Source organism: Pseudomonas edaphica, from assembly GCF_965277385.1.
In the GTDB taxonomy this organism is placed as follows: Bacteria; Pseudomonadota; Gammaproteobacteria; order Pseudomonadales; family Pseudomonadaceae; genus Aquipseudomonas; species Aquipseudomonas edaphica.
In genome coordinates this window covers 5,542,246-5,563,856 of the sequence record NZ_OZ255725.1, presented here as the reverse complement: position 1 = coordinate 5,563,856, position 21,611 = coordinate 5,542,246, and the positions used below count along the sequence as shown (strand labels likewise).

At 62.0% G+C, this 21,611-nt stretch carries 21 protein-coding genes and 1 pseudogene; 9 read left to right on the top strand and 13 right to left on the bottom strand.

Annotation, left to right across the window (positions count from 1 at the left end):
* Window positions 1-91: 91 nt before the first annotated feature.
* Window positions 92-514 carry a homoprotocatechuate degradation operon regulator HpaR gene (gene hpaR / locus ACQY47_RS25395; protein ID WP_138453172.1) on the bottom strand — a complete coding sequence of 141 codons (423 nt, stop codon included), beginning with the start codon at window positions 512-514 and terminating at the stop codon, window positions 92-94.
* A 208-nt stretch (window positions 515-722) separates the two neighbouring features.
* Here hpaR and ACQY47_RS25390 point away from each other — a divergent pair, with 208 nt between their 5' ends.
* From ACQY47_RS25390 to ACQY47_RS25370, 5 genes are read left to right on the top strand one after another with little or no spacing between them, the layout of a single operon-like run.
* Window positions 723-2,021 carry an NAD(P)/FAD-dependent oxidoreductase gene (locus tag ACQY47_RS25390; protein WP_170040424.1) on the top strand — a complete coding sequence of 433 codons (1,299 nt, stop codon included), beginning with the start codon at window positions 723-725 and terminating at the stop codon, window positions 2,019-2,021.
* 30 nt (window positions 2,022-2,051) lie between these two features.
* Entirely contained in the window at window positions 2,052-2,417 is a 366-nt protein-coding gene (locus ACQY47_RS25385; RefSeq protein WP_138453175.1) for a cupin domain-containing protein, read from the top strand.
* Window positions 2,418-2,428: 11 nt separating this feature from the next.
* Window positions 2,429-3,250: a molybdenum cofactor biosynthesis F family protein gene (locus ACQY47_RS25380; RefSeq protein ID WP_170040422.1), complete on the top strand. Its 822-nt coding sequence runs from the start codon at window positions 2,429-2,431 to the stop codon at window positions 3,248-3,250.
* The gene (locus tag ACQY47_RS25375) at window positions 3,243-4,046 is read left to right on the top strand and encodes an SDR family NAD(P)-dependent oxidoreductase (RefSeq protein WP_138453179.1); all 804 of its coding nucleotides are present in this window, start codon (window positions 3,243-3,245) and stop codon (window positions 4,044-4,046) included. The genes ACQY47_RS25380 and ACQY47_RS25375 overlap by 8 nt, the downstream gene beginning before the upstream one ends.
* A complete protein-coding gene (locus ACQY47_RS25370; protein WP_428552887.1) occupies window positions 4,036-4,791 on the top strand; it encodes an SDR family oxidoreductase in 756 nt (251 codons plus the stop codon). The genes ACQY47_RS25375 and ACQY47_RS25370 overlap by 11 nt, the downstream gene beginning before the upstream one ends.
* A gap of 120 nt (window positions 4,792-4,911) precedes the next feature.
* Here the strand turns inward: ACQY47_RS25370 and feaR are convergent, their stop codons facing one another.
* The 3 genes from feaR to ACQY47_RS25355 all read right to left on the bottom strand — a co-directional run bounded on the left by feaR (window position 4,912) and on the right by ACQY47_RS25355 (window position 7,994).
* Entirely contained in the window at window positions 4,912-5,853 is a 942-nt protein-coding gene (feaR, locus tag ACQY47_RS25365) for a transcriptional regulator FeaR (RefSeq protein WP_138452224.1), read from the bottom strand.
* A 112-nt stretch (window positions 5,854-5,965) separates the two neighbouring features.
* Window positions 5,966-6,532, bottom strand: a complete 567-nt coding sequence (locus ACQY47_RS25360; protein WP_170040418.1) for a DUF3156 family protein — start codon at window positions 6,530-6,532, stop codon at window positions 5,966-5,968.
* On the bottom strand, window positions 6,495-7,994 hold the full coding sequence (locus ACQY47_RS25355) for an APC family permease (RefSeq protein WP_236461119.1): 1,500 nt from the start codon (window positions 7,992-7,994) through the stop codon (window positions 6,495-6,497). The genes ACQY47_RS25360 and ACQY47_RS25355 overlap by 38 nt, the downstream gene beginning before the upstream one ends.
* A gap of 216 nt (window positions 7,995-8,210) precedes the next feature.
* Between ACQY47_RS25355 and ACQY47_RS25350 the strand changes: the two genes are divergently transcribed.
* The gene (locus ACQY47_RS25350; protein ID WP_428552882.1) at window positions 8,211-9,533 is read left to right on the top strand and encodes a hypothetical protein; all 1,323 of its coding nucleotides are present in this window, start codon (window positions 8,211-8,213) and stop codon (window positions 9,531-9,533) included.
* 32 nt (window positions 9,534-9,565) lie between these two features.
* Here ACQY47_RS25350 and ACQY47_RS25345 read toward each other — a convergent pair.
* Window positions 9,566-10,045: pseudogene (locus ACQY47_RS25345) on the bottom strand (flavin reductase family protein); the annotation flags it as partial.
* 57 nt (window positions 10,046-10,102) lie between these two features.
* On the bottom strand, window positions 10,103-11,272 hold the full coding sequence (locus tag ACQY47_RS25340; RefSeq protein ID WP_138452235.1) for a p-hydroxyphenylacetate 3-hydroxylase oxygenase component: 1,170 nt from the start codon (window positions 11,270-11,272) through the stop codon (window positions 10,103-10,105).
* A 236-nt stretch (window positions 11,273-11,508) separates the two neighbouring features.
* Here ACQY47_RS25340 and ACQY47_RS25335 point away from each other — a divergent pair, with 236 nt between their 5' ends.
* Complete coding sequence (locus tag ACQY47_RS25335; RefSeq protein ID WP_138452237.1) at window positions 11,509-12,996, top strand: aldehyde dehydrogenase family protein; 1,488 nt, start codon at window positions 11,509-11,511, stop codon at window positions 12,994-12,996.
* A 34-nt stretch (window positions 12,997-13,030) separates the two neighbouring features.
* Here ACQY47_RS25335 and ACQY47_RS25330 read toward each other — a convergent pair whose 3' ends face one another.
* The 5 genes from ACQY47_RS25330 to ACQY47_RS25310 form a co-directional block, all read right to left on the bottom strand.
* Window positions 13,031-13,963, bottom strand: coding sequence for a pyridoxamine 5'-phosphate oxidase family protein (locus ACQY47_RS25330; protein WP_428552878.1), 933 nt, complete (start codon window positions 13,961-13,963; stop codon window positions 13,031-13,033).
* Between the two features lie 76 nt (window positions 13,964-14,039).
* Window positions 14,040-14,927 carry a LysR family transcriptional regulator gene (locus ACQY47_RS25325; RefSeq protein ID WP_099549964.1) on the bottom strand — a complete coding sequence of 296 codons (888 nt, stop codon included), beginning with the start codon at window positions 14,925-14,927 and terminating at the stop codon, window positions 14,040-14,042.
* Window positions 14,927-15,847: a LysR family transcriptional regulator gene (locus ACQY47_RS25320; protein ID WP_017139575.1), complete on the bottom strand. Its 921-nt coding sequence runs from the start codon at window positions 15,845-15,847 to the stop codon at window positions 14,927-14,929. The genes ACQY47_RS25325 and ACQY47_RS25320 overlap by 1 nt, the downstream gene beginning before the upstream one ends.
* 178 nt (window positions 15,848-16,025) lie before the next feature.
* Window positions 16,026-16,658, bottom strand: coding sequence for a glutathione S-transferase family protein (locus ACQY47_RS25315; RefSeq protein ID WP_017139576.1), 633 nt, complete (start codon window positions 16,656-16,658; stop codon window positions 16,026-16,028).
* 105 nt (window positions 16,659-16,763) lie between these two features.
* On the bottom strand, window positions 16,764-17,636 hold the full coding sequence (locus tag ACQY47_RS25310; RefSeq protein WP_428552873.1) for a LysR family transcriptional regulator: 873 nt from the start codon (window positions 17,634-17,636) through the stop codon (window positions 16,764-16,766).
* 293 nt (window positions 17,637-17,929) lie between these two features.
* On the opposite strand from ACQY47_RS25310, the gene ACQY47_RS25305 reads away from it, so the two are divergent.
* Window positions 17,930-18,703: a glucose 1-dehydrogenase gene (locus ACQY47_RS25305; RefSeq protein ID WP_099549962.1), complete on the top strand. Its 774-nt coding sequence runs from the start codon at window positions 17,930-17,932 to the stop codon at window positions 18,701-18,703.
* Between the two features lie 13 nt (window positions 18,704-18,716).
* Window positions 18,717-19,763, top strand: coding sequence for an L-idonate 5-dehydrogenase (locus tag ACQY47_RS25300; RefSeq protein WP_428552870.1), 1,047 nt, complete (start codon window positions 18,717-18,719; stop codon window positions 19,761-19,763).
* 203 nt (window positions 19,764-19,966) lie between these two features.
* On the opposite strand, the gene ACQY47_RS25295 is transcribed toward ACQY47_RS25300, so the two are convergent.
* Window positions 19,967-20,761: an ABC transporter permease gene (locus ACQY47_RS25295; RefSeq protein ID WP_017139579.1), complete on the bottom strand. Its 795-nt coding sequence runs from the start codon at window positions 20,759-20,761 to the stop codon at window positions 19,967-19,969.
* A complete protein-coding gene (locus ACQY47_RS25290) occupies window positions 20,758-21,441 on the bottom strand; it encodes an ABC transporter ATP-binding protein (protein ID WP_428557389.1) in 684 nt (227 codons plus the stop codon). Before ACQY47_RS25290 ends, ACQY47_RS25295 begins: the two co-directional genes overlap by 4 nt.
* Between the last annotated feature and the right edge of the window lie 170 nt (window positions 21,442-21,611).

Here is a 21,611-nt window from a genome sequence, read left to right as displayed (position 1 = left end):
TTGCCCGCGATAGCATCAACTCGGTTTACCAGGCATACCGAGGTGTCCGCATCGCAGGCAAGCCAGCTCCCACATTTGGATGTGTGGTGATTCAGCGCTTGATGTTCTTCAGCTCATCCAGCAGCCCCAGCAGCGCCTCAAACTTGTCTGCACCAAACTGATCCTGCAAACGCTGGTAGTTGGCCTCCATGCACTGGCTCATCGACTCAAAGCTCGCCTTGCCCTTGTCGGCCAGGGTCACCAGTACACGGCGCTGGTCTTGCTCGGCCTTGCGGCGGTGCACCATGCCGGCGTTTTCCATGCGCACCAGCACGCCGGTCATGCTGGGTTTAAGGATGCAGGCCAGTTCCGCCAGCTGGTAAATCTCCAGCTCACCGTACTGTTCGAGGATGCGGATGATCCGCCATTGCTGTTCGGTCAGCCCGTGTTCATTCAGGGATGGGCGGAAAAAACTCATGGCGGCTTCGCGGGCTTGCAGCAGCGCCAGCGTCAAGGATTGTCGAGGTTTGGACATAGGGATCAGGGTCACGGGTTATTTAGTTAATAATTTAACGAAACTCTAGCATTCCCGGTCGCCCAGCGCGCTATAACTTGTTGGCAACAGCTGCCCGTGGCGCGCTGAATCAAAAGCCTGGGCACGCAGGGTCAAGACTTCCATCCCGCCAGGGTACCTAATGGAGGCATCCGCTTTAGAGCCTTCCTTCACCTTTTCAGGCTGCGCCATGATCAACATTGAAACCCCCACGTATTACACCGCAACCAAGAAGTACAACCTCGGCTTTCCCACGCTGGAACAGGATATCGACGCCGACGTCGTGGTGATCGGCGGCGGTTTCTCCGGCATCAATACCGCCCTTGAACTGGCGGAAAAAGGTATCACCAACATTGTTGTGCTGGAGGCGCGCTACCTGGGCTTTGGCGGCACCGGCCGCAATGGCGGGCAGATCATGGCGGGCATCGGCCATGACCTGGAGAAGATCAAGAAGGATGTGGGCGAAGACGGCCTGCGACAGGTCTTCGAGATCAGCGACCTGGGCGCCGACATCATCAAGAACCGCATTGCCAAGTACAACATCGACGCGGACTTCTGCCACGGCTACGGCTACATGGGCTTCAACGCCCGCCAGGAAAAAACCCTGCGCGCCTGGGAGAAAGACTTCAAGTCAATCAACAGCCAGCACGAGATTCGCTTCCTGGGTGGCTCCGACGTGCAGCAGATCATCGGTTCCAACGCCTACACCAGCGCCCTATTGCACATGGGCGGCGGGCATGTGCATTCGCTCAACCTGCTGCTGGGCGAGGCCACGGCGCTGGCGGGCCACGGTGTGCGGATTTTCGAGAACAGCCCGGCCCTGGACGTCAGCTATGGCGAGCGCATCACCGTGCGCACCGGGCGTGGTTCGGTGCGCGCGAGCAAGTTGCTGTGGGCCTGCGACAGCTTCCTCAACAAGCTCGAACCCGAGCTGCACCGCTCGACCATCAACACTTACGCGTTCCAGATGATGACCGAGCCGTTGTCAGAAGAGCTGATCCAGCGCATCAGCCCGATCCGCGGGGCCTACAGCGATATTCGCCCAGTGATCGACTACTACCGCGTGACCAATGAAAACCGCCTGCTGTTCGGCGCCGCGACACCCTTGGTCGAGCATATCCCCGGTGACCTCAAGGCCTGGAACCGCAACCTGATGCTGAAGATTTTCCCTTACCTCAAGGACGTGAAAATTGATCTGGCCTGGGGCGGCCCGATGGCGTGCAGCCCCAATCTGTTCCCACAGATAGGCACCTTGCCGGGACGCAGCAATGCGTTTTTCGTACAGGGCTATTCGGGCTTTGGCGTCACCCCCAGCCACATCATCTGCAAGGTCCTGGCCGAAGGTATGAGCGAAGGCTCGGCACGCTATGACCTGGTCAGTTCGATTCACCGCCCGACCATCATCGGCAAGGACGCGATCCGCCCTCTGTTGCTAACGGCGGGCAAATCCTGGCACCAACTTTCCGGCTACTGGAACGGGCGCCGCTAACCCCCTTTTTACTCATCAGGAGCAACTGCCATGACCCTTACCACCATCAAGCACAACGTCCAGCTGTCTGAACTCGATGCCTGGGGCACCGTGGCCGACCTCGGCTCCGAGATCCTTGCAGGCGAAGTGCGAGCCTTCGGCAAGATGACCTTCGGCGCGCCCACCGACCCGGTCAGCAGCGCATATTTTGGCACGACCCAGGGCAAGTTCCGCATGGTCTACCCGTTTGCCGAGCAGGCCACGGTGGTCAGCGGCGAAGTAGTGCTGACCGACGAATCCACCGGTCAATCGACGCGTTTCAAGGCCGGCGACAGCTGGTTCGTGACCAAGGGCACGCCCGTGCTGTGGGAAGTGGTCAGCGAGCATTTCGTCAAACACTACTTCGCCGTTGCCTGAGGAGGCCTCCCATGACGAGTTCCCCAGACTGGATCACCGTGGGCGCCCTGGCCGACGGTTTCGCTCCCCAAGCCTTTATACTGCCGAACCTGGCCGAGCTGGCCGGCAAGACCTTCACCCTGCACTTTGAAAATGGCTGGCAGATCGAGCACCGTTTCGCGCCGGAGCGCCTTAATTGGCACGCCGCCGACGGTCATTCCAGCGGCAGCGCAGCCTACCGCGCCACCTCGATTCGAGCGGGCCTGTACCTGGTCGACTTCATCAAGCATGAGGCTGGCCAAAGCTGGTCGATCAGCCTGGTGCTGGATACGCCGAATGCGTCCTTTACTGCCGTGATCGGGCGTATGCCGGACCCGGCAGAGACCCACGAAGGTCTCTACCACCGAGCCCTGGCCGGCAAACCGCTGACCTCGGTGCAGGTCGACTTCCTGCACGGCAGCCTCGACCGCCCGTGGCAGGACGGCCACTGCAAGCACGCGCCAACCGATGAGCTGGTGGGCCTGCGTAACCAATATCGCTACAGCCCCAGTGAGGTCTACGAGCACATCTACCTCAATGAGCGCTTCTACGCCTGGCAATGCTTGAAGGGCGTGGAGCAAGGCCTGTGCGACATCGACCGCTGCCATTACTACAAGATCGCCGAGCAGTTGTACCTGTTTGTGTGGCAGGAGAAGATTGTACCCACCCTCGGACTGGTGTTGATCGACCTGCAACAGCACCGCAGCGACGGCAAGATCTTCGGCTATGCCGGGGCGTCGTTCGATGCGCTGTCGAACTTCCCGATCAGCTCGTATTGCCAGGTGCTTAACCGCACGGAGTACCCCCGTGACTGAGCCGCGCACGGTGGTGATCACCGGGGCCGGCACCGGCATCGGCGCCGCCTGCGCGCGCCTGTATGCCGAGCAAGGTGCGCAGCTGGTGTTGATCGGGCGGCGCCGTGAACCCTTGGAACAGGTGGCGCGCGACACCGGCGGCTTGATCCTGGTGGGCGATGCCGCCTGTCCTGGCACCTGGGACGGGTTTATCCGGCTGATCCATGAGCACTACGGGCGCCTCGATGTGCTGCTGGCCTGCGCCGGTGGCCATGGCTTGGGCAGCGCCACCCAGACCAGCTCCGCCACCTGGGAAGGCGCCCTGCGCAGCAACCTCGACAGCGCGTTCTACAGCGCCCGTGCCTGCTTGCCGTTGTTGCAGGCAAGTGCGGGCAACATCGTACTGATCGGCTCCATCGCCTCCTTGGCGGCGGGGCCGGAAGTCTGCGGCTACACCACCGCCAAGCATGCGCTACTGGGGCTAAACCGCTCGCTCGCGCGCGATTACGGGCCTCACGGTGTGCGGGTGAATGCCGTGTGCCCCGGCTGGGTAAAAACGCCCATGGCCGATGCGGAAATGCAGCCCTTGATGGACGCCTATGGCGATACCTTGCAGCAGGCCTATGCACGAGTTTGCGCCGACGTGCCACTGCGTCGGGCCGCCCAGCCCGAGGAAATTGCCAAGGTCTGCCGCTTCCTGGCGTCCAGCGATGCATCGATCATCACCGGGGCGACGATAGTGGCCGACGGCGGTTCAAGCATTGTTGATGTGCCGACCTTGGCGTTCACGCGCCTGGAGGCCAGCCATGCGCCGTGACCTGGATTTCCGCGGGCAAGTGGTGCTGGTAACTGGCGGCGCCCAGGGCATTGGATTGGGCATTGTCGACGCGTTTGCCCAACGTGGCGCGCAGGTGGTGATTGCCGATCGGATGTTGGCACAGGCCCAGGCTGTGGCCGCTGAGCTGTGTGCACAGGGTTATCGCGTGGAGGCCGTCGGAGTTGACCTGGCGGAGTCGGACGCGGTGTTTGCTTGCGTTCAGGGGCTGGCACGGGTGGATGTGCTGGTGCACAACGCCGGGTATTTTCCGTTGACGGCGTTTGACGACATTACCCCAGAGATTCTGCAGCGCACCTTGGCGGTGAACCTGTCGGCGTTGTTCTGGCTGACTCAGGCGGCGTTGCCGATGTTTCGTGAGCAAGGCCGTGGTTGCGTACTGGTGACGTCTTCAGTCACTGGCAATCGGGTGGGTTATCCGGGGCTCACTCACTATGCGGCGTCGAAAGCCGGGGTCAATGGTTTTATCCGCAATGCGGCGTTGGAATTGGCGTCGTTGAATGTGCGGGTCAATGGTGTGGAGCCGGGGATGATCGCTACGCCAGCGATGGGGAACCTGGGTGATGCTGCGTTGAATGACAGCATTGTCGGGCGCGTGCCGTTGGGGCGCCTGGGTTCGGCGCAGGATATTGCTGGGGCGATGGTGTTTCTGGCTTCGGATCTGGCGGGCTACATCACTGGCCAGACCTTAGTGGTGGATGGCGGTTCAACCCTGCCAGAAGTCTAAAACCCAATTCCAATGTGGGAGCTGGCTTGCCTGCGATACAGCCACCTCGGCGTGTCAGTCACACTGCGGTGATGCCATCGCAGGCAAACCAGCTCCCACACCAGCCCACAACGCATTTTCTTACGCCCCCACCGCCTGCAACCGGCTGGACCGGAAATCCTTGGGCGACAGCTCAAACTGCTTCTTGAACGATCGGCTGAAATGCGCCGAATCCGTAAACCCCCACTTATACGCAATCGACGTAATCGACTCACTGCGCAAAAACGGGTTAGTCAGGTCATCCGCACTGCGCTTGAGCCGCGCCCGCTGGATATAGCGGCACACACTGTCATCCTGTTCCTCAAACAACCGATACAAATGCCGCACCGAAATATTCAGCCGGTTGGCCAAACCCACCGGGCTCAGGCCGGGTTGGCTGAGCGACTCGTCAATCACCTTCTGCACATAGCTGCGCAGGTTATTGCCCTGCAACGCCGCCAGCCCTTCGCGGCACTCGTCACCCTGCTCCAGCGCCGAACCCAACAGCGACACAAACGCCGTCTGCAGCGCCGCCACTTCGCCCGCCCCATCGGCCGTATCGTCCTTGCACAGCTGGTCCATCAACACATGCAACATGCGCCCACAGGCCTTGGTCGAAGAAATTTTGCCAAACGCGCGCGACTCCCCGCCCAAGTGCTTGCACACCTCAGGCCGCGACAGCGACAGCGACGCGTGTTCGATCAAGCCAAAAGGGGTAATCTCGATGGAGCCCACCGAGTCCATCAACAGCATCTCGCCAGGCGCCAGTTGCAGGATCTGGCCGTTCTGCACAATTTGCGAATAACCGCTGCGCTGGCTGACCAGGAAACACTCCTGGTCGTTGTCGTGGTCGGCATGGTGCGTGGGGCGCTTGATCAGCCCGGCATTGGTGCGCAGGATCGCCAGGCCACGGGGCAAGTTGTTGATCTCGCCGATAAACAGCGAGCGGTTGAAGGCCAGTTCCGTGTCGAAGTGCCCACACGCAGCGCGCAGTTCGTGGTTCCAGCTGTCCAGCCCGTCGTGTGCCTGCTGTTGGATGCTCATGGGGTGCCTCCGCAATGGCTTGTTCTTGTTGTTCTGCTGCAATAGTTAACATGTTATCTATATGCGCGCAACAACTACCGGTTTACCCTTGCAGAAGCACTATTGATGCCAATCAGAGGTTCGACAACACCCGTTGCAGCCCCACCAGTGTCACCAGCAAATGCTCGCTCTGCACAGGGCTCAGGGCAATGTAACGCCGAAACGCCGGCAGGCGATTGACCACCTCGCTGCCGCCCATATGTTCCAGGCGCACACACCATTGCTGGTCCTGCAACTCGATACGCAGGCGCTTGAAATCCAGCGGCATCAAAGCCCGAAACAACGCCTCATCCGCCAGCAAACGCGCCTGCAATTCACGGCCCAGCGCCTGGTTGCCTGCACGCCGGCGTACACGCACGCCAGTGCGCCGAATCGCGCCGCCATGGTGCACCGCAAAACTGCCCGTGCCTCCTGTCGTCGCAGGCACATGCAGCACGAACTCGGTCATGACCAGGTGCATCAGCAACTGCGATTCGGCGCGTTCGACAATCTCGAACGCCACACCCTCCACTTCCAGTGTCGCCAGCCCCAAATTGCGCCGCAGACGCTCCAGCGTTACCCCAGGCCGATAGCCGGAAGGCGCACGATCCGCGCGAAACAGCTCAAACAGCTTTTGCCGCAAAGTCGCTATAACCTTCATGGGAATGCCCCGGTTCATTGCCGAATTCCTTGGCCAGCACCTCCTCCACGGAGGCCGGCTTGAAGGGGTTGACCTTCTGCACCACGAGGGTCCAGAACAACGCATAGGCGGCGGTGATCGCCAGCATCACGCCGAACGGCACGTAGATATCCGCCGGGTTCATGCCCGGCGGTGTGATAAACCACATGCCCAGCAAGATGCCGATGCTCGAGACGATCTGCGGCAGCGGGAACCACGGCGAACGGTAGGCCCGTGGCAAATCCGGGCGACGAATGCGCAGGCTCACCACCGACACCGTTACCAGCAGATAAGCGAAACTCCAGGCACACACCGCCGCCAGCACCAGGTGCATGATGTTGTCGGTGTTGCCGCCCAGGTACAGCGCGTGCAGACACGGAATCAGCATCGCCACCAGGATGCACAGCAGCGGTGTTTTAAAGCGCGGGTGCAGGTAGGTAAAGACCTTGGGCAATGCACCATCCACCGCCATGCCGTAGAGAATCCGCGGCACACCGGCCATCAGGGTATTGATGGTCGCCGCGCCGGCAAACAGGAAGCCGATGCCCAGCCACAGCGGGCCGACCTGCCCCATCACCTGCTCGGCGAACTTGGGGATGGCCATGGGTGTGTCCAGCAGGTGCACGCCCGACGCAGCGTCCAGCACCACGTTTTCCACTTGGCGCTTCATTGCAGCGCCGTAGATGAACATGCACGTGGCCACGCCCACCAGCCCGAGCATCATCGCCCGGGGCATGACCTTGGCCGATTGGCGCAGGTCTGGCGCCAGCGGCGTGACGAACTCGCAGCCGACGAACATGAACATCGCCATACCCACCAGGGACAGCACGGTGATCATGTCGGTGCCGACCAATGACACGCCGAACCAGCCGTCCAACTGCACCGCTGGCGCGGCGATCAGGCCAAGCACGCCGAACACCATCAAGGTGGTCCACATGCCAAAGGTGAGGATGATTTCTGCCCGGCCGAAAGCGCTGACACCAAAGGCATTCAGCACCCCGAAAACAACCACGAAGCCCACGCCCAGCAGCCAGGAACCGCCAGCGGACTCGGCCAAGGTATTGAGGTGCTCGAAGTTCACCAAGGCCATGACGCCGGCTAGAATGGTTTCGGCGGTGCCGGCAAACACGTGCACGATCAGGTAGGCCGACAAGGTGCCGGTGATCGCAAAAAACCGCCCCATGCCGCAGTTGATGTAGTCGTACACCGAGCCGGTGGTGGGCAGGATCGAGGCAGCTTCGGCGAAAGTGGTGGCCTGGGCCAGCATCATCACCACGGCGATCAGCATCGCCAGGGCAAACGCGCTGCCGCCGATGCCGAAGCCCATGGTGGCGGTGAGGATCACCGGGCTGGCCATGATCAGGCCAATGGTACTGGCCAAGGCGGTGGGAAAACCTACCGTGCCCCGGTTGAGGTGCGCGGTGAGTCGGTCATTGATCGACATAATGGGGTCCTCGAAAGCGTTTTTTTAATGTGCCAGCACTGTGCGCCCCACCCAAGTTGGTCGTCTTGCCCCTGTCTGCCGCCGGTTTTGTTGCTGCCTGCCACGGCGTATTGCCTGGCGGCCAGGGTCAATTCCCTGGCACGCAAATGAAAGACTTGCGCCTGCAGCGCTCGCCCTAATGCGCCCTCACTCTTAACCAAGCTGGGGACAATAACAATGGAGCACACACTGAAAAACCGTCGCTTGCGCCAGGCGGTAGGGCTGGGCATCGCGTTGCTGGTCGGCAAGGTTCAAGCCATCGAGCTGTACAGCGATGCCGACACCAGGGTCACCGGTAACTTCCTCGCCGTGTACGGCATGTTCAATAGCCCGAAAAACTACGACGGGCGCAGCGGCGGCTCGACCTGGCGTGAGGCGTTCATTAAGTACGGCCTGAGCGTCGAGCAAAACCTGGGCAACTTTGGCGGCGTGTACGGCACCGCCAACCTGGTGAGTTCCGGCACCTGGGGCGATGGCGATGCGTCCGGGGTCACCAACGGCACCGAGCGCACCACCAAATTCGACGAAGCCTTCGCCGGCTGGCGCTCCGGTGACCTGTTTCCGGCGCTGGGCAAGGATGGCGTCGACCTGTCCTTCGGGCGGCAAATCATCACGCTGGGGGACGGTTTTATCATCAACGACGACGGCCCCAACCTGGGCAAGGGCGTGGGCGATGGCGAGTTCAATCGCGGCGGTGCCTACTACATTGCTGCGCGCCACGCGTTCGACAAGGCGGCGGTGATCCGCCTGGGCGGCAAGGACGGCGTGCACGGCAGCCTGATGTGGCTCAAGTCCGACAACCCGGCGCAAGCCATGACCGAAATGGCCATCAGCACCCTCGATTACAGCGCCGCGCCGGGCACCTTGGGCCTGACTTATATTCACGGCATTGACGTGGATGAGCGCTACGCCACTGACCTGCAACGCCAGCGCAAGGGCATGAACCTTTATAGCCTGCGCGGCAGCGGCAATGCCGGTATCGATAACGCGCACTTTGCCTTTGAACTGGCGCGTCAGGACCGCCGCGAAAGCCAGCAAAACGCCGGTTACGCCGAGGCCGGCTACACCTTCGCTGGCTTGCCGTGGTCACCCGACCTGACCTATCGCTATGCGCGCTACTCAAGAAACTGGGACGGCATGTTCTCAGGCTTCAATCGCGGCTACGGTACCTGGGTTCAGGGCGAAGTGGCGGGCAACTATTCCGGCCCCTACAACAGCAACACGGGGGTGCAGCACGTGGCGTTCAAGCTCAAGCCACTGGACAACCTGACCCTCGGCGCGTTGTTTTTTGACTACAGCACCGTCAGCACCCGTGGCCAGCTCAACCTGGATGGCCGTGAGCTGGACCTGTACGCCGAGTGGGCGGTCAACGAGCACCTGATCATTACGCCGCTGATGGGCCTGTACAAGCCCAACAAGGATGCCGAAACCGGCGGCAACCAGGTCGTCGGTAACGGCACCAATGTCTACAGTCAGTTGGTGGTTGCCGTACCGTTTTGAAGCCCTTCGGGCGCGCACGGACGCAGCGCCTGAACCTCTGCGTAAGCGCCTTGGTGATAAAGCAACGGCGCACGCCCGAAGTCATCAAAGGCCACTACCTTGCCGATCATGATCCAGTGATCGCCACCGTCGATCTGCTGGTATTTCTCGCAATGAAAGCGCGCCGAGCAGTCGGCGAACACGGGCGAGCCACCCTCGCCCGGTTCGTATTCGATCAAGGCGAAACGGTCTTCACGCGGGCGCGCAAAGTTATTCGACAGGTGCACTTGGTCGGCAGCCAGTACATTCACGGCAAAGTGGCTGGCCTCCTCGAACACCTCGTGACTGCTGGAGCGTTTGTCGATGCTCCACAGCACCAGCGGCGGGTCGAGAGACACCGAGTTGAAACTGTTGGCAGTCACACCGACCTTACGCCCGGAGGCGGTGGCGGCGGTGACCACGGTCACACCGGTGGCAAAATTGCCCAGGGCGCGACGAAAGGCGCGTGGGTCGAAAAGGCTGCTGTCAGACATGCAAGACTCCCGGACGGCGGCTAAACGGCCGCCCTGATTAGTGTGGTGGCAAACCCGTCAGACCATGCTCGGGTCAGGTTCCAGGCCCATCAGCTCGCGGCCGAGGATCTGCGCACAAACGTCGTAGTCGGTGTAGGCATGTGCGCCGGTCATATGGGAATCGCGGAATAGGCGCTGCATCTCGTTATGCTCGAACCAGGCATTGCCGCCTGCTGCCGCAAACAGACGGTCCACCGCCTCGATGCACATTTTGGTCGCGTAGGCCTGATTGGTGCGCCAGAACGCCAGGGTTTCGCGGCTGGGATATTGGTGCGCGGCGCTGTGCTCGGCATGTTCCTGCCAGGTCTTCTCCAGGAAGGCGCGAGCGGCGGCGACCTGATGGGTGGACTCGGCCAGGCGCATCAAGGCCGGGGTCGCCGCGCCCACGGCAGCGCCGGTGTAGGCGCGCACGCGGGTTTTGGTTTTTTCGCGGAACACCTCCAACATGCGCTCGGCCACGCCCAGGCTCACGGTGGAGAACCCGCTGGCGAAATACGGCCGGTACGGCGCGTAGAAAATCTTGCTGTCGGGGTAGAGGCCAAAGCCTGCGGATTTGCCTTCCATCATGTCCTTGGCTTTCTGGATACGATGCTCGGGCACCCAGGCACGGTCGATGATCAAGGTCTTGGTGCCGCTGCCTTTCATGCCGGCGGCGTACCAGTCGTCACGGATCTGGTAGTCGCTGCGCGGCAGCACGGCGAAGCAGTAATCCTGGTTGCCTTCGGCGTTCTGGCGACGGCAGCCGACAATCGCCCACTCGCCATGGTCGCAACCACTGCTCCAACCCATCTCACCGCTGAAATACACGCCGCCCTCGCCCTCGGTGACACGCCCGAAGGGCGCAATACTGCTGCTGGCGGTGGCGTCGGGGTTCGCACCCCAGATTTCTTGCTGCAACTGTACGCTGAACAACGCTAACTGATGGCTGTGAGTACACAGCAAACTCATGGCCCAGGCAGTGCTGGCGCAGCTGCCGGCGAGCAAGGCGATGCAGTCGGCGAACTCGGGCAGCGAGAGTTCCAGGCCGCCAAAGGCTTTGGGCTGAAAGGCACGGTGCAGGCCGATACTTTTGAGCCAGGCGATATTTTCATCCGGCACTTGGCGCAGTTGTTCGGCACGTGCGGTATTCGCGGCAATGGCAGGCAAGAGAGGTTTGAGGTCTTCGAGCAGCGGGTTTGGCTTTTTCATGGATAGCCCTGCTTATTATTGGAAGTCCGGCAGGCGCTCCGAGGTCAAGAGCGGCGCTGGATGCAGGCCCAGTATCGGCCGGGGGGCAGCGGCGCAACATGCACATTCGGCAGGCAAGGTTGTACTTTTCACAAGCACGGCAGGCACAGGCATAAAACCTGGCAGGCACAGTCAAGCCGCCTCCAGGAGGGTTGGTTACCCTCGAGTTTTCCTTTGTGAACTGCCAGGAACCTGCCATGAGTGATATTGCGCTGCTGCCCCACGTCGAAACTTTTTTACGTCGCCAACATGGGCTGTTTATCGACGGCGTCAGCGTGCGCAGCCACGCCAGCCAGACGCTGACAGTGACCAACCCGGCAACCGGCCAGGTGATCGCAGAGGTTGCCGATGCGGACGTGGCGGATATCGACGCGGCGGTGGCTTCTGCCAATCGGGGTTTTAAGCAGTGGTCCCAGGCCGCACCCGCCACTCGCGGGAATGTGCTGCTCAAACTGGCCGATCTGTTGGAGCAAAACCGCGAAGAACTGGCGCAGATCGAAACCTGCCAGTCGGGCAAGATCATCCAGATTTCCCGAGCATTCGAGGTCGACCAGGCGACGCACTTTTTGCGCTACTACGCCGGTTGGGCCACCAAGATCAGCGGCCAGACGCTCACGCCATCGCTGCCCTCCTTCAATGGCGAGCGCTACACCGCCTTTACCCTGCGTGAACCGGTGGGCGTGGTGGTGGGCATCGTGCCGTGGAATTTCTCGACCATGATCGCCATCTGGAAACTCGCCTCGGCGCTGGTCACCGGTTGCAGCATCATCATCAAGCCCAGCGAATTCACGCCGCTGACGATCCTGCGCATCGCTGAACTGGCGATCGACGCCGGGTTGCCTGCCGGTGTGCTCAACGTGCTGACGGGCGGCGGCCATGTCGGCAAAGGCCTGGTGGAGCATCCGGGCACCCACAAGGTATCGTTCACCGGCTCCGTGCCCACTGGCATCGCCGTCGGCCGCAGCGCCATGGGCGCAGGCCTGACCCGCGCAACCCTGGAGCTGGGCGGCAAAAATGCCGCCGGATTCCTGCGCGATATGGACGTGGACAAAGCCGTGGGCGGCATCATCGAAGCCGGTTTTTTACACTCCGGGCAAATCTGCGCGGCGGCCGAACGCTTTTTCGTGCATCGCTCGCAGATCGACGCCGTGCTCGACACGCTCAGCCAGCGCCTCAGCGCCCTTAACATCGGCTCGCCCCTGGACGAACGCACCGAATTCGGCCCGGTGACTCACCGGCAGCACCAGCAAAAACTGCTCGGCTACATCAATCAGGCCCGCGCCGAAAACAACACAATCATTCACGGTGGCAACCTGATCGAGCGCCCCGGCTCCTACTTCGAACCCACCGTGATCCTGGCCAATAGCATCAACGACACTCTGCTCAACGAAGAAACCTTCGGCCCCATCGCCACCTTCCTGCCCTACGACAGCGAAGACGAACTGCTGGCACTGATGAACAACGGCCCTTATGGGTTGAGCGCCAGCCTGTGGACCAACGACCTCGGCAAGGCGCTGCGCATGATCCCGGCCGTCAATGCCGGCACTGTGTGGGTGAACATGCACACCCTGCTCGACCCGGCGGTGCCGTTTGGAGGCAATCGGTCTTCGGGGGTTGGGCGCGAGTTTGGCAGTGCGTTTATCGAGGATTACACCGAGCTTAAGTCGGTGATGATTCGGTACTGATTACACATGCTGTAAACACTACCTCCCACAGAAGTTACCAACCGCCCATCGCCAGGCTATGCGGCGAAAACTCCGCAAACTGCCAGCGCAGCGCCAATGCCGCCGGGCGGCGTACTACCTGCTCCACGGTCACTGTCCACAGCCGTTGGGCGCCCTCGAACCTGGCCACCTCAGGCCCGTCGAGGATCAGCGAAGTGCGCCCGGCAACCTGCAACACATCGCCCGATTCAAAATCGATAAACAGCAACCCCGCCACTGGGTTGAGCTGCAAATTGCCCAGGGTATTGAAGAACAGGTTGCCGGCAAAATCCGGGATGGTCAGCACGTTGCCTTCAACCCGCACAAACCCCGTATTGCCGCCTCTGTGTGAAACGTCCACCGAGCGTGCGCCATCCACGTCGGCGTAGCTGGCGACGAAGAAAGTGTCGGCGCTGCGGATCAACATTTGTGCCGCAGCGTCCAGGCCGTTGAGGCGCTCGACCGTGGTGCCGGGCTTGCGGGCGATGCCGTCGACGGGCCGCAACTGGATGTATTTGGGGCAGTTGCCATAGGTGTGCGCCACATCGACCGAAAAACCTTCGTGGTCCAAACCACCGATGCGGCCGTTCATGCGGTTGCGGCGCCGGGTGTTGAGGTCAATGCCGAGCAAACCCACGCTGGCACCTAAGTGCAAGGCGCCAAGCGCCGGGTCGCTTTTGGACGGCAAACTGTCGATCTGCAAGGTGTGTGGGTCGGGTGAATGCGCAAAGCCCGGCGCGCCTTCAAGCATGGTCGCCCAGGGAATGCCCTGGGGATCCACTACGCCGAGCATCAGGTAGGGCAACAGCGGGTAGAAGTCGCGATGCTGCTCCGGCAAGTGATCGCGAATCACCTTGAGCCCGACCACGGCCATGCGCTCAGCCGCACCAGCGCTTGCTTGCAGGTGCCGTTCGCCGGCATGCCAGGGAGATTGTTCGACTGGGTTCATGTTGAGCACCTCAGGTTGGATGCGCCCATGCTGCGCCCCACCTGCCAACGTGAGAATGCCCACACTTGGCAATCCACTATTTCACCGACTGAAATGCCGGATGCTCACGCAGCGCCGCCACACAGTGGTCAACAAAACTGCGTACGCGCATCGGTGCGTTGCGGCCCTCGCGGTACACCACATGCACCGGCAACGGCGGCTGTTCAAAGTCAGGCAACACACGGCGCAACTGGCCGCTCAGCAGGTGCTGGTGCAGCGGGTAACTCACGCAACGAATCACCCCCGCACCCTGCACCGCCGCGTTGATTGCACCTTGCACGCTGGCACAGCTCAAACGCGCGCGGGCCTTGAGCTGCAAGCCTTGAAAATCCCAGGCCACCGGGTCGGCACTGGCAATCAGCCGATGCTTTTTAAGCTCGCTCGGATGTCGGGGTTCGCCATGGGCGGCGAGGTAATCGGGGCTGGCGCAGAGGATATGCCGCACCTGCCCCACCGGCCGAGCGATGAGCGATGAATTGGGCAATTCGCCGACCAGGATCGCCACATCCAGCCCCTCTTCGTGCAGGTTCGGGTAGTAGTCGTGGTAGCGCGCCACCAGGCGGACGTCGGGGTAGTTGTCCATATAGCTGGCCAATACCGGCGCCATCACATAACGGCTGAACAGAAACGGCAAGAACACCTGCAAATTGCCCTGGGCCTGCACGTGCAGCCCCTTGGCCGAAGCCTCGGCGGTATCGACGGCTGCCAGCAACCGCACGCAATCGGCCAGATAGGCGCTGCCCGCTTCGGTCAGGCTCACGCCGCGTGTGCTGCGTTGCAACAACGGCACCCGCAGGCGGGCTTCCAGGCGAGCAACCGCACGGATCAGGGTCGGGCCGGAAACCTGGGCCTGGCGCGCCGCCGAAGCCAGGCTGGGCTGATCAGCCAGCGCTGCAAACAGCTGCATGTCGCGATAGCGTTCCATCAGCCGCGGCGCTTCATCGCCGGGTTCAGGGCAGCGTCCTGCCCGAGGCGATGGGTGAGGAAGTCCACAAAGGTATGGACCTTGGCCGGTACGCGGCCGCTTTTCTGGAACACCACCTGGATCGGCAGCGGTGGCGGTTCAAAAGCCTCCAGCACAACCTCCAACTCCCCAGCCGCCACCGCTGCCGCGACCTGATAAGACAGCACCCGCGTCATGCCCCAACCCAGGCGCGCCAGGTTGATCGCCGCATTATTTGCCGTGACCACCAGACGCGGCTCGATGGGTACCGTCAACGGCTGCCCGGCGTCGACGAACGCCCATTCACTTACCAGCTGGCTGGAGGATGACGTGACGATCTTGGCTTCACGCAACTGCTCAGGCCGTTGCGGCCGACCGTGCTGGTCGAGGTAACCGGGCGATGCACACACCACCCGGCGCACTTCCCCGACCTTTATGGCCTGCTGTCCAAGTTCTTGCAGATGACCGATACGCACGGCCACATCGACGCCTTCGTCGGTCATGTTAACCACACGGTCGACCAGTAAGGCGGTGATATTTACCAAGGGAAAGCGGTCCAGGTAATCCCCCAGCACCGGCGCCACATACAGCTCGCCGAACAGCACCGGCGCGGTCACCGTCAGGTGGCCGCCGGGGATGGAGTAGCTGCCCGCCGCCGCTTCCTCGGCTTCATCGAGCTCGGCCAGGATGCGTCGGCAATCTTCCAGGTAACGTTGGCCAGCTTCGGTCAGGTGCAGGCTGCGGGTGGTGCGTGCCAGCAACTGCGTGCCGATACGCTGTTCCATGGCGGCAATCGCTCGGGTCACGCTGGGCGGCGAGGTTTTCAGGCGCCGCGCAGCGGCAGCGAAGCCCTCCTCCTCGGCCACCGCCAGGAATACCTGCATCTCATGAAATCGATCCATCGGCACGCCTTCTCATTAGCTGAAAACTACTCACCCGTGGCGAGGGAGCTTGCTCCCGCTGGGGCACACAGCGGCCCCCAAAAAAATGACCGCGTATTGCCTGAATCAATGCGCTGCCCTTATTGGGGCTGCTGCGCAGCCCAGCGGGAGCAAGCTCCCTCGCCACAGGGGGTTTACGTTACTTTGCTTGCAGACCCACGGCGCTGCGCGGCATGCCGACAAACCCCGGCAACGCCTCGATGCGAGCAAGCCAGGCACGCACTTGAGGGTAGTCGGCCAACGACACATTGCCTTCCGGCGCGTGGGCCACGTAGGTGTAGAACGCCACATCGGCGATGCTCGGCTGCTCACCAACCAAAAAGCGGCTTTGGCTCAGTTGTTCGTCCACCAGCTTGAGCAGCGCATGGGAACGGCTGATGGCCGCGACTGTATCGACTTCGGCACCAAACACCACCGCCAACCGCGCAGCAGCGGGCCCGGCGTGCAGTTGGCCGGCAGCCGCCGACAACCAGCGCTGCACGCGAGCCTGGCCGACAGGGTCGCTCGGCAGCCACTGGCCGTTGCCATATTGGTTGGCGAGGTACACCAGAATCGCGTTGGAGTCGGCCAACACCGTGCCGTTATCGTCAATCACCGGCACCTGGCCAAAGCGGTTGAGGTGGGCGATAAAGTCCGGCGCTTTTTGCGCGCCTTGCTTGAGGTCGACCAGGATAAATTCACTGGGCAAGCCCAGCAACGACAACATCAGCTCGACCCGGTGGGAGTGGCCGGACAAGGGGAAACCATAAAGCTTGATCGCAGGCTGGGACATGAGAGGCTCCAAAAGTGGGGGTGTTGACGCCACACATACTCCACCGCTGCCCTGATCGATGGAATCACCAGACTTTACAATCGAGCATTTCACTCGATGAAACAATCACTCGCCAAACAATTCCACGATCAGGTTGAACATGGTGGTCTTCACCGCACTGTCCAACTCGGTCCAGGCCAACCCCGTGGTGGCCTGAAACCCACCCAATTGCAAAGGCCGCGACACGCAATTGGCTGGCAATGCCCGCGCCGCCTGCTGCGGCAACACGCCGATGCCCAACCCGGCGGAGACAAGCGCGAGCATGGTGGTGAACTCACCCAGTTCGCTGGCGATGTCCAAGGGCATGCCGACGGCCTGGATAAACTCATCGTAGAACCCCGGCGCGTAACGCCTGGCGAGGATATACACCGGCCACGTGAGCAGGTCGGCAGGCTGGATGGACTCCAGGGCCGCCAAAGGGTGGTCCATCGGCAGCGCCACGCAGAAACTCTCACGCAAGACCGCACGGGTCTGCACGCCGGGGTGGGCGGCCGGCAGGCGCATCAGGCCGAAATCCAGCTGGCCATTCTTTAACGCGGCGGCTTGGTCGGGGCCGGGCATGTCCTTGAGTTCCAGTTCGATACGCGGGTAACGCTGATGCACCGCGCGGATCAGTTGCGGCAGCAATTGCGGCAATACCGAGGACACAAACCCCAGGCGCACCCGGCCGATTTCACCGCGGTGGGATGCCCGCGCCGCCTCTGCCGCCCGAGCGGCCTGGTGCAAGGTGGCCTGGGCCTCAGGCAGGAACGCCCGCCCCGCTTCGGTGAGTGTGACCGAGTGGCGGTTACGATCCAGCAGGCGCACGCCCAAGCCGCTTTCCAGCACCTTGATCTGCATGCTCAGCGCCGGCTGCACGATCGACAACTGCGCCGCTGCCCGACCGAAATGCAGCTCCTGGGCGAGCACCACAAAGGCGCGCAAGTGCTTTAACTCCATTAAATTCTCTCAGCTATCAGAAACGGTTATCACAAACGGTGATCACCCGATCACAAATGAAAATTGGACGCTGCCCAGCGCCTGGGGTGAAGTAAGCCCAATTCATACACGATATGACGGGACGTGGCCTATAACAATCCGAACACGGACCCCACGTATCTGCTACTGGTCGCGCGGGTCACGATTATCGGATAGATATTGTTGATCACCCACCTCAAGGTCCATCCCTGTGTCGCCCTGGAGTTCATCATGCTGCTGTCGTTGGTAGTGTGAAGCGTTAGGAGAGGTAGCTCATGCAAAGCGTTCTAGACAACTTCCGCCTCGATGGCCGGCTGGCGCTGGTCACCGGCTCCAGTGCCGGTATCGGCCTGGCAATTGCCCGTGGCCTGGCCCAGGCCGGGGCGCAGGTGGTGCTCAACGGGCGCAACCGCAGCACCTTGCGCGATGCGGCGGCGCTGCTGGCGGCCGAAGGGTTGACGGTGCACACCCAGGCGTTTGATGTAACCGACAGCACGGCGATCCAGGCCGCCGTGGCGGATATCGAAGCGCGCCTCGGCCCGCTGGAGATCCTGGTGAACAACGCCGGCATGCAACGGCGTGGGCCGCTGGAGGACTACAGCGAGCAACACTGGCGCGAGTTGATCAGCACGAACCTGGACAGTGCCTTTCTGGTTGGGCAGGCCGTGGCGCGGGCGATGATCCCGCGCAAGCGTGGGCGCATCATCAATATCTGCTCGGTGCAAAGTGAGCTGGGCCGCCCCGGCATCGCGCCATATGCGGCCAGCAAAGGCGCGCTGAAAATGCTCACCAAGGGCATGGCCATCGATTGGGGCCCGCATGGGTTGACGGTCAATGGCATCGGCCCCGGTTATTTCAAGACGGAGTTGAACGCCAACCTGGTGGCCAACCCCGAGTTCAGCGACTGGCTGGTGCAACGCACACCGAGTCGCCGCTGGGGCGACGTGGCCGAACTGGCCGGTGCCGCCGTGTTCCTTGCCAGCGATGCTGCCAGCTTCGTCAACGGCCATATTCTGTACGTCGACGGTGGTATCACCGCTTCGCTGTAATCCGGAGAATTGTATGCACGCTATCGTCTGTCACGCCTCCAAAGACCTGCGGGTCGACCCCCAGGACGAACCGCAAACCCTCGCCCCCGATCAACTGCGCGTGCGCATTGCGCGTGGCGGCATCTGCGGTTCGGACCTGCATTACTACCAGCACGGCGGCTTCGGCACTGTGCGCCTGCGCGAGCCGATGGTGCTTGGCCATGAGGTGTCGGCGGTGATCGACGCCGTGGGTTCGGATGCCGGGTTGTTCAAGGTTGGCCAGCGCATCAGCGTATCGCCGTCGCGCCCGTGCGGCGGTTGCCGCTACTGCCATCAAGGCCTGCCGAATCACTGCCTGAATATGCGTTTCTACGGCAGTGCGATGCCGTTTCCGCATATTCAGGGCGCGTTTCGCCAGAGCCTGGTGATCGAGACGCATCAGGCACATCGGCTGGCCGACCACGTGAGCCTGGCCGAAGGTGCGCTGGCCGAGCCGCTGTCGGTGGGCCTGCACGCGATTCAACGCGCCGGCGCGGTGTTCGGCAAACGCGTATTGGTGACCGGTTGCGGCCCCATCGGCAACCTGCTGATCGGCAGCCTGCGCGCCGCCGGTGCCGGTGAAATCGTCGCCGTGGACCTGTCCGCCAGCGCCCTCGCCTGCGCCGAAAAAATGGGCGCCACGCGCACCCACAACATTGCCGACGGCGCGGATGCACTCAAGCGCTACACCGCCGAAAAAGGCTATTTCGAGGTAATGTTCGAAGTCTCCGGAAGCGCCCAGGCCTTGCGCAATGGCCTGGAATGCATCGCGCCACGGGGTGTGCTGGTGACGGTCGGACTCGGCGGCGATGTGTCGTTGCCATTGAACCTGCTGGTGAGCCGCGAGATCGACTTGCGCGGCACCTTCCGCTTTCACAGCGAGTTTGCCCAGGCGGTGGATTTGCTCAATCGCGGTATCATCGATGTGAAACCGGTGATCTCCCACACCGTGCCGTTTGAACAGGCGGTGCTGGCGTTTGAACTGGCGGCGGACAAGACCCAGGCGATGAAAGTGGTGCTGGATTTTGGTGTGACTGACTGAGCTTGATTCAGCGTTGTGGCGGCCTTCTGGCAGGACGGGGCCCGGTCAAATGTGGGAGCTGGCTTGCCTGCGATTGCATCACCTCCGTGTACCTGATGTACCGAGGTGCCCGTATCGCAGGCAAGCCAGCTCCCACAGAAAAGCGCCATGTGGGTTGAGCAGCGGGCATCAGGTGACGGAACGGCCAGACCAGCACCTGAGGTTCAAGCGCGCTCTTCAAGCCGATCGCGCAAAAACCGATGGCTGTTGGAAAACAACCGACGGTAGGTGAGCAGCACCGCACCTACCGTGCCCAAGGCCGAGGACGCGGCGATCAGAAACATGATCACGATCTGGTAACGCACCGCGTCCACCGGGCTTTCGCCGGCCAGTACCTGGCCGGTCATCATGCCGGGCAGGCTGACGATGCCGACCACGGTCATCTGGTTCAGCGTCGGGATCATCCCGGCGCGCACGGCCTGGCGGATCGCCTCCTGGGCGGCCTCCCAGCGTGAACCGCCCAGTGCCAGGATCATCTCGATGGTGTTGCGCCCCGAGGTCAGTTCCTGGGTCATGCGCTCAATGCCCAAGGACACACCGGTGAGGGTATTGCCGAGGATCATGCCGAGGATCGGAATCGCATACTGCGGCTCGTACCATGGGTGGATACGGATCACCGCGAACAACCCCACCGCGGTGACCAGCCACGAACTGCCCCACACCGACAGTATGCTGTCGACCCGTTGCCCACGGTAAGTGCGGCGCCCACGCCCCGCTGCGGATAACCCGGCGATCAAGGTCATCGCACACATCAGCGGCAGCACCACATACCAGTAGGCAAACTCGAACACCCAACCCAGCAGGTAACCGATGGCCAGCAATTGCACCACGGTACGCACGGCCGCCCACAGCAATTGGCGGCCCAGGCCCAGACGCAGCAACAGCGACAACGCGCCGTTAATGAGGATCAGCGAGGCGGCGATGCCCATGTCCAATGCCGTGAGGTTTTGATAGTTCATGGCTGGGCGACTCCGCTCAGGACACCGGCGCTCATGTGCAGGTGAATGGCGCTCATGCGCCGGGCCTGGTCGAGGTCGTGGGATACCCAGATATAGGCGCGGGCATTGTCGGCGGCATACCAGGCGCTGATCAGTGCCTCGACATCGCGCGAGGACGTGGGGTCGAGAGCGGCCGTCGGTTCATCCAGCAACAGCACTTCGGGGTTCAGTTGCAAGGTGCGGATCAATGACACCACCTGGGATTCACCACCGGACAGGTCGCCGGCGTTTTTGCCCAGGAAGTCCGGGCTTTTACCGGCATGTTCCAGCAGTTTGGTCACCGCTTGCAGGTCGAAGCGGCGCGTGCGCAGGGTCTTGAGGCTGAAAGGAAAGCGCAGGTTGTCCTCCACCGTGCCCTCCAGCAGCGCCGGGCGTTGCGACAGGTAGCTGATGTGGCTGCGATAGTGGGGAATCTGCGCATTTGCGATCGGCTGGTTGTTCCACAGGATCTGCCCCGACGTGGGCGCATCCAGCAACGCCAGCGCGCGCAGGAACACGCTTTTACCGGAGCCGGAGGAGCCGGTGATGGACACACGGTCGGCGCGCTTCAGGCTGAAATCCGTGGGTTGCAGCAACGCGACTTGGCGCCGCTCGTCCCTGCGCGTGAGGGCGCGGGTTTCGATCAATACGGTGTCTGTCATCAACTCGGTACTCGGCTCGACGGCTTGCAATCCACAACTCCACTGCCTATATTTCGTGCCTGGCGCACTCCACGCCACCTTCCGCGGAAAGGGCTGCGCCCAGGATCCTGACTGAATATCACATTTCTACGACTCCCAACCTGAAAGCGGAAAAGGTTTGTGCAAGGAGA

Bases quoted from the DNA above. Each gene is read 5' to 3' on its own strand.
- hpaR (WP_138453172.1), bottom strand. From the start codon at position 514: ATGTCCAAACCTCGACAATCCTTGACGCTGGCGCTGCTGCAAGCCCGC.
- ACQY47_RS25390 (WP_170040424.1), top strand. From the start codon at position 723: ATGATCAACATTGAAACCCCCACGTATTACACCGCAACCAAGAAGTAC.
- ACQY47_RS25385 (WP_138453175.1), top strand. From the start codon at position 2,052: ATGACCCTTACCACCATCAAGCACAACGTCCAGCTGTCTGAACTCGAT.
- ACQY47_RS25380 (WP_170040422.1), top strand. From the start codon at position 2,429: ATGACGAGTTCCCCAGACTGGATCACCGTGGGCGCCCTGGCCGACGGT.
- ACQY47_RS25370 (WP_428552887.1), top strand. From the start codon at position 4,036: ATGCGCCGTGACCTGGATTTCCGCGGGCAAGTGGTGCTGGTAACTGGC.
- feaR (WP_138452224.1), bottom strand. From the start codon at position 5,853: ATGAGCATCCAACAGCAGGCACACGACGGGCTGGACAGCTGGAACCAC.
- ACQY47_RS25360 (WP_170040418.1), bottom strand. From the start codon at position 6,532: ATGAAGGTTATAGCGACTTTGCGGCAAAAGCTGTTTGAGCTGTTTCGC.
- ACQY47_RS25355 (WP_236461119.1), bottom strand. From the start codon at position 7,994: ATGTCGATCAATGACCGACTCACCGCGCACCTCAACCGGGGCACGGTA.
- ACQY47_RS25350 (WP_428552882.1), top strand. From the start codon at position 8,211: ATGGAGCACACACTGAAAAACCGTCGCTTGCGCCAGGCGGTAGGGCTG.
- ACQY47_RS25340 (WP_138452235.1), bottom strand. From the start codon at position 11,272: ATGAAAAAGCCAAACCCGCTGCTCGAAGACCTCAAACCTCTCTTGCCT.
- ACQY47_RS25335 (WP_138452237.1), top strand. From the start codon at position 11,509: ATGAGTGATATTGCGCTGCTGCCCCACGTCGAAACTTTTTTACGTCGC.
- ACQY47_RS25330 (WP_428552878.1), bottom strand. From the start codon at position 13,963: ATGAACCCAGTCGAACAATCTCCCTGGCATGCCGGCGAACGGCACCTG.
- ACQY47_RS25325 (WP_099549964.1), bottom strand. From the start codon at position 14,927: ATGGAACGCTATCGCGACATGCAGCTGTTTGCAGCGCTGGCTGATCAG.
- ACQY47_RS25320 (WP_017139575.1), bottom strand. From the start codon at position 15,847: ATGGATCGATTTCATGAGATGCAGGTATTCCTGGCGGTGGCCGAGGAG.
- ACQY47_RS25315 (WP_017139576.1), bottom strand. From the start codon at position 16,658: ATGTCCCAGCCTGCGATCAAGCTTTATGGTTTCCCCTTGTCCGGCCAC.
- ACQY47_RS25310 (WP_428552873.1), bottom strand. From the start codon at position 17,636: ATGGAGTTAAAGCACTTGCGCGCCTTTGTGGTGCTCGCCCAGGAGCTG.
- ACQY47_RS25305 (WP_099549962.1), top strand. From the start codon at position 17,930: ATGCAAAGCGTTCTAGACAACTTCCGCCTCGATGGCCGGCTGGCGCTG.
- ACQY47_RS25300 (WP_428552870.1), top strand. From the start codon at position 18,717: ATGCACGCTATCGTCTGTCACGCCTCCAAAGACCTGCGGGTCGACCCC.
- ACQY47_RS25295 (WP_017139579.1), bottom strand. From the start codon at position 20,761: ATGAACTATCAAAACCTCACGGCATTGGACATGGGCATCGCCGCCTCG.
- ACQY47_RS25290 (WP_428557389.1), bottom strand. From the start codon at position 21,441: ATGACAGACACCGTATTGATCGAAACCCGCGCCCTCACGCGCAGGGAC.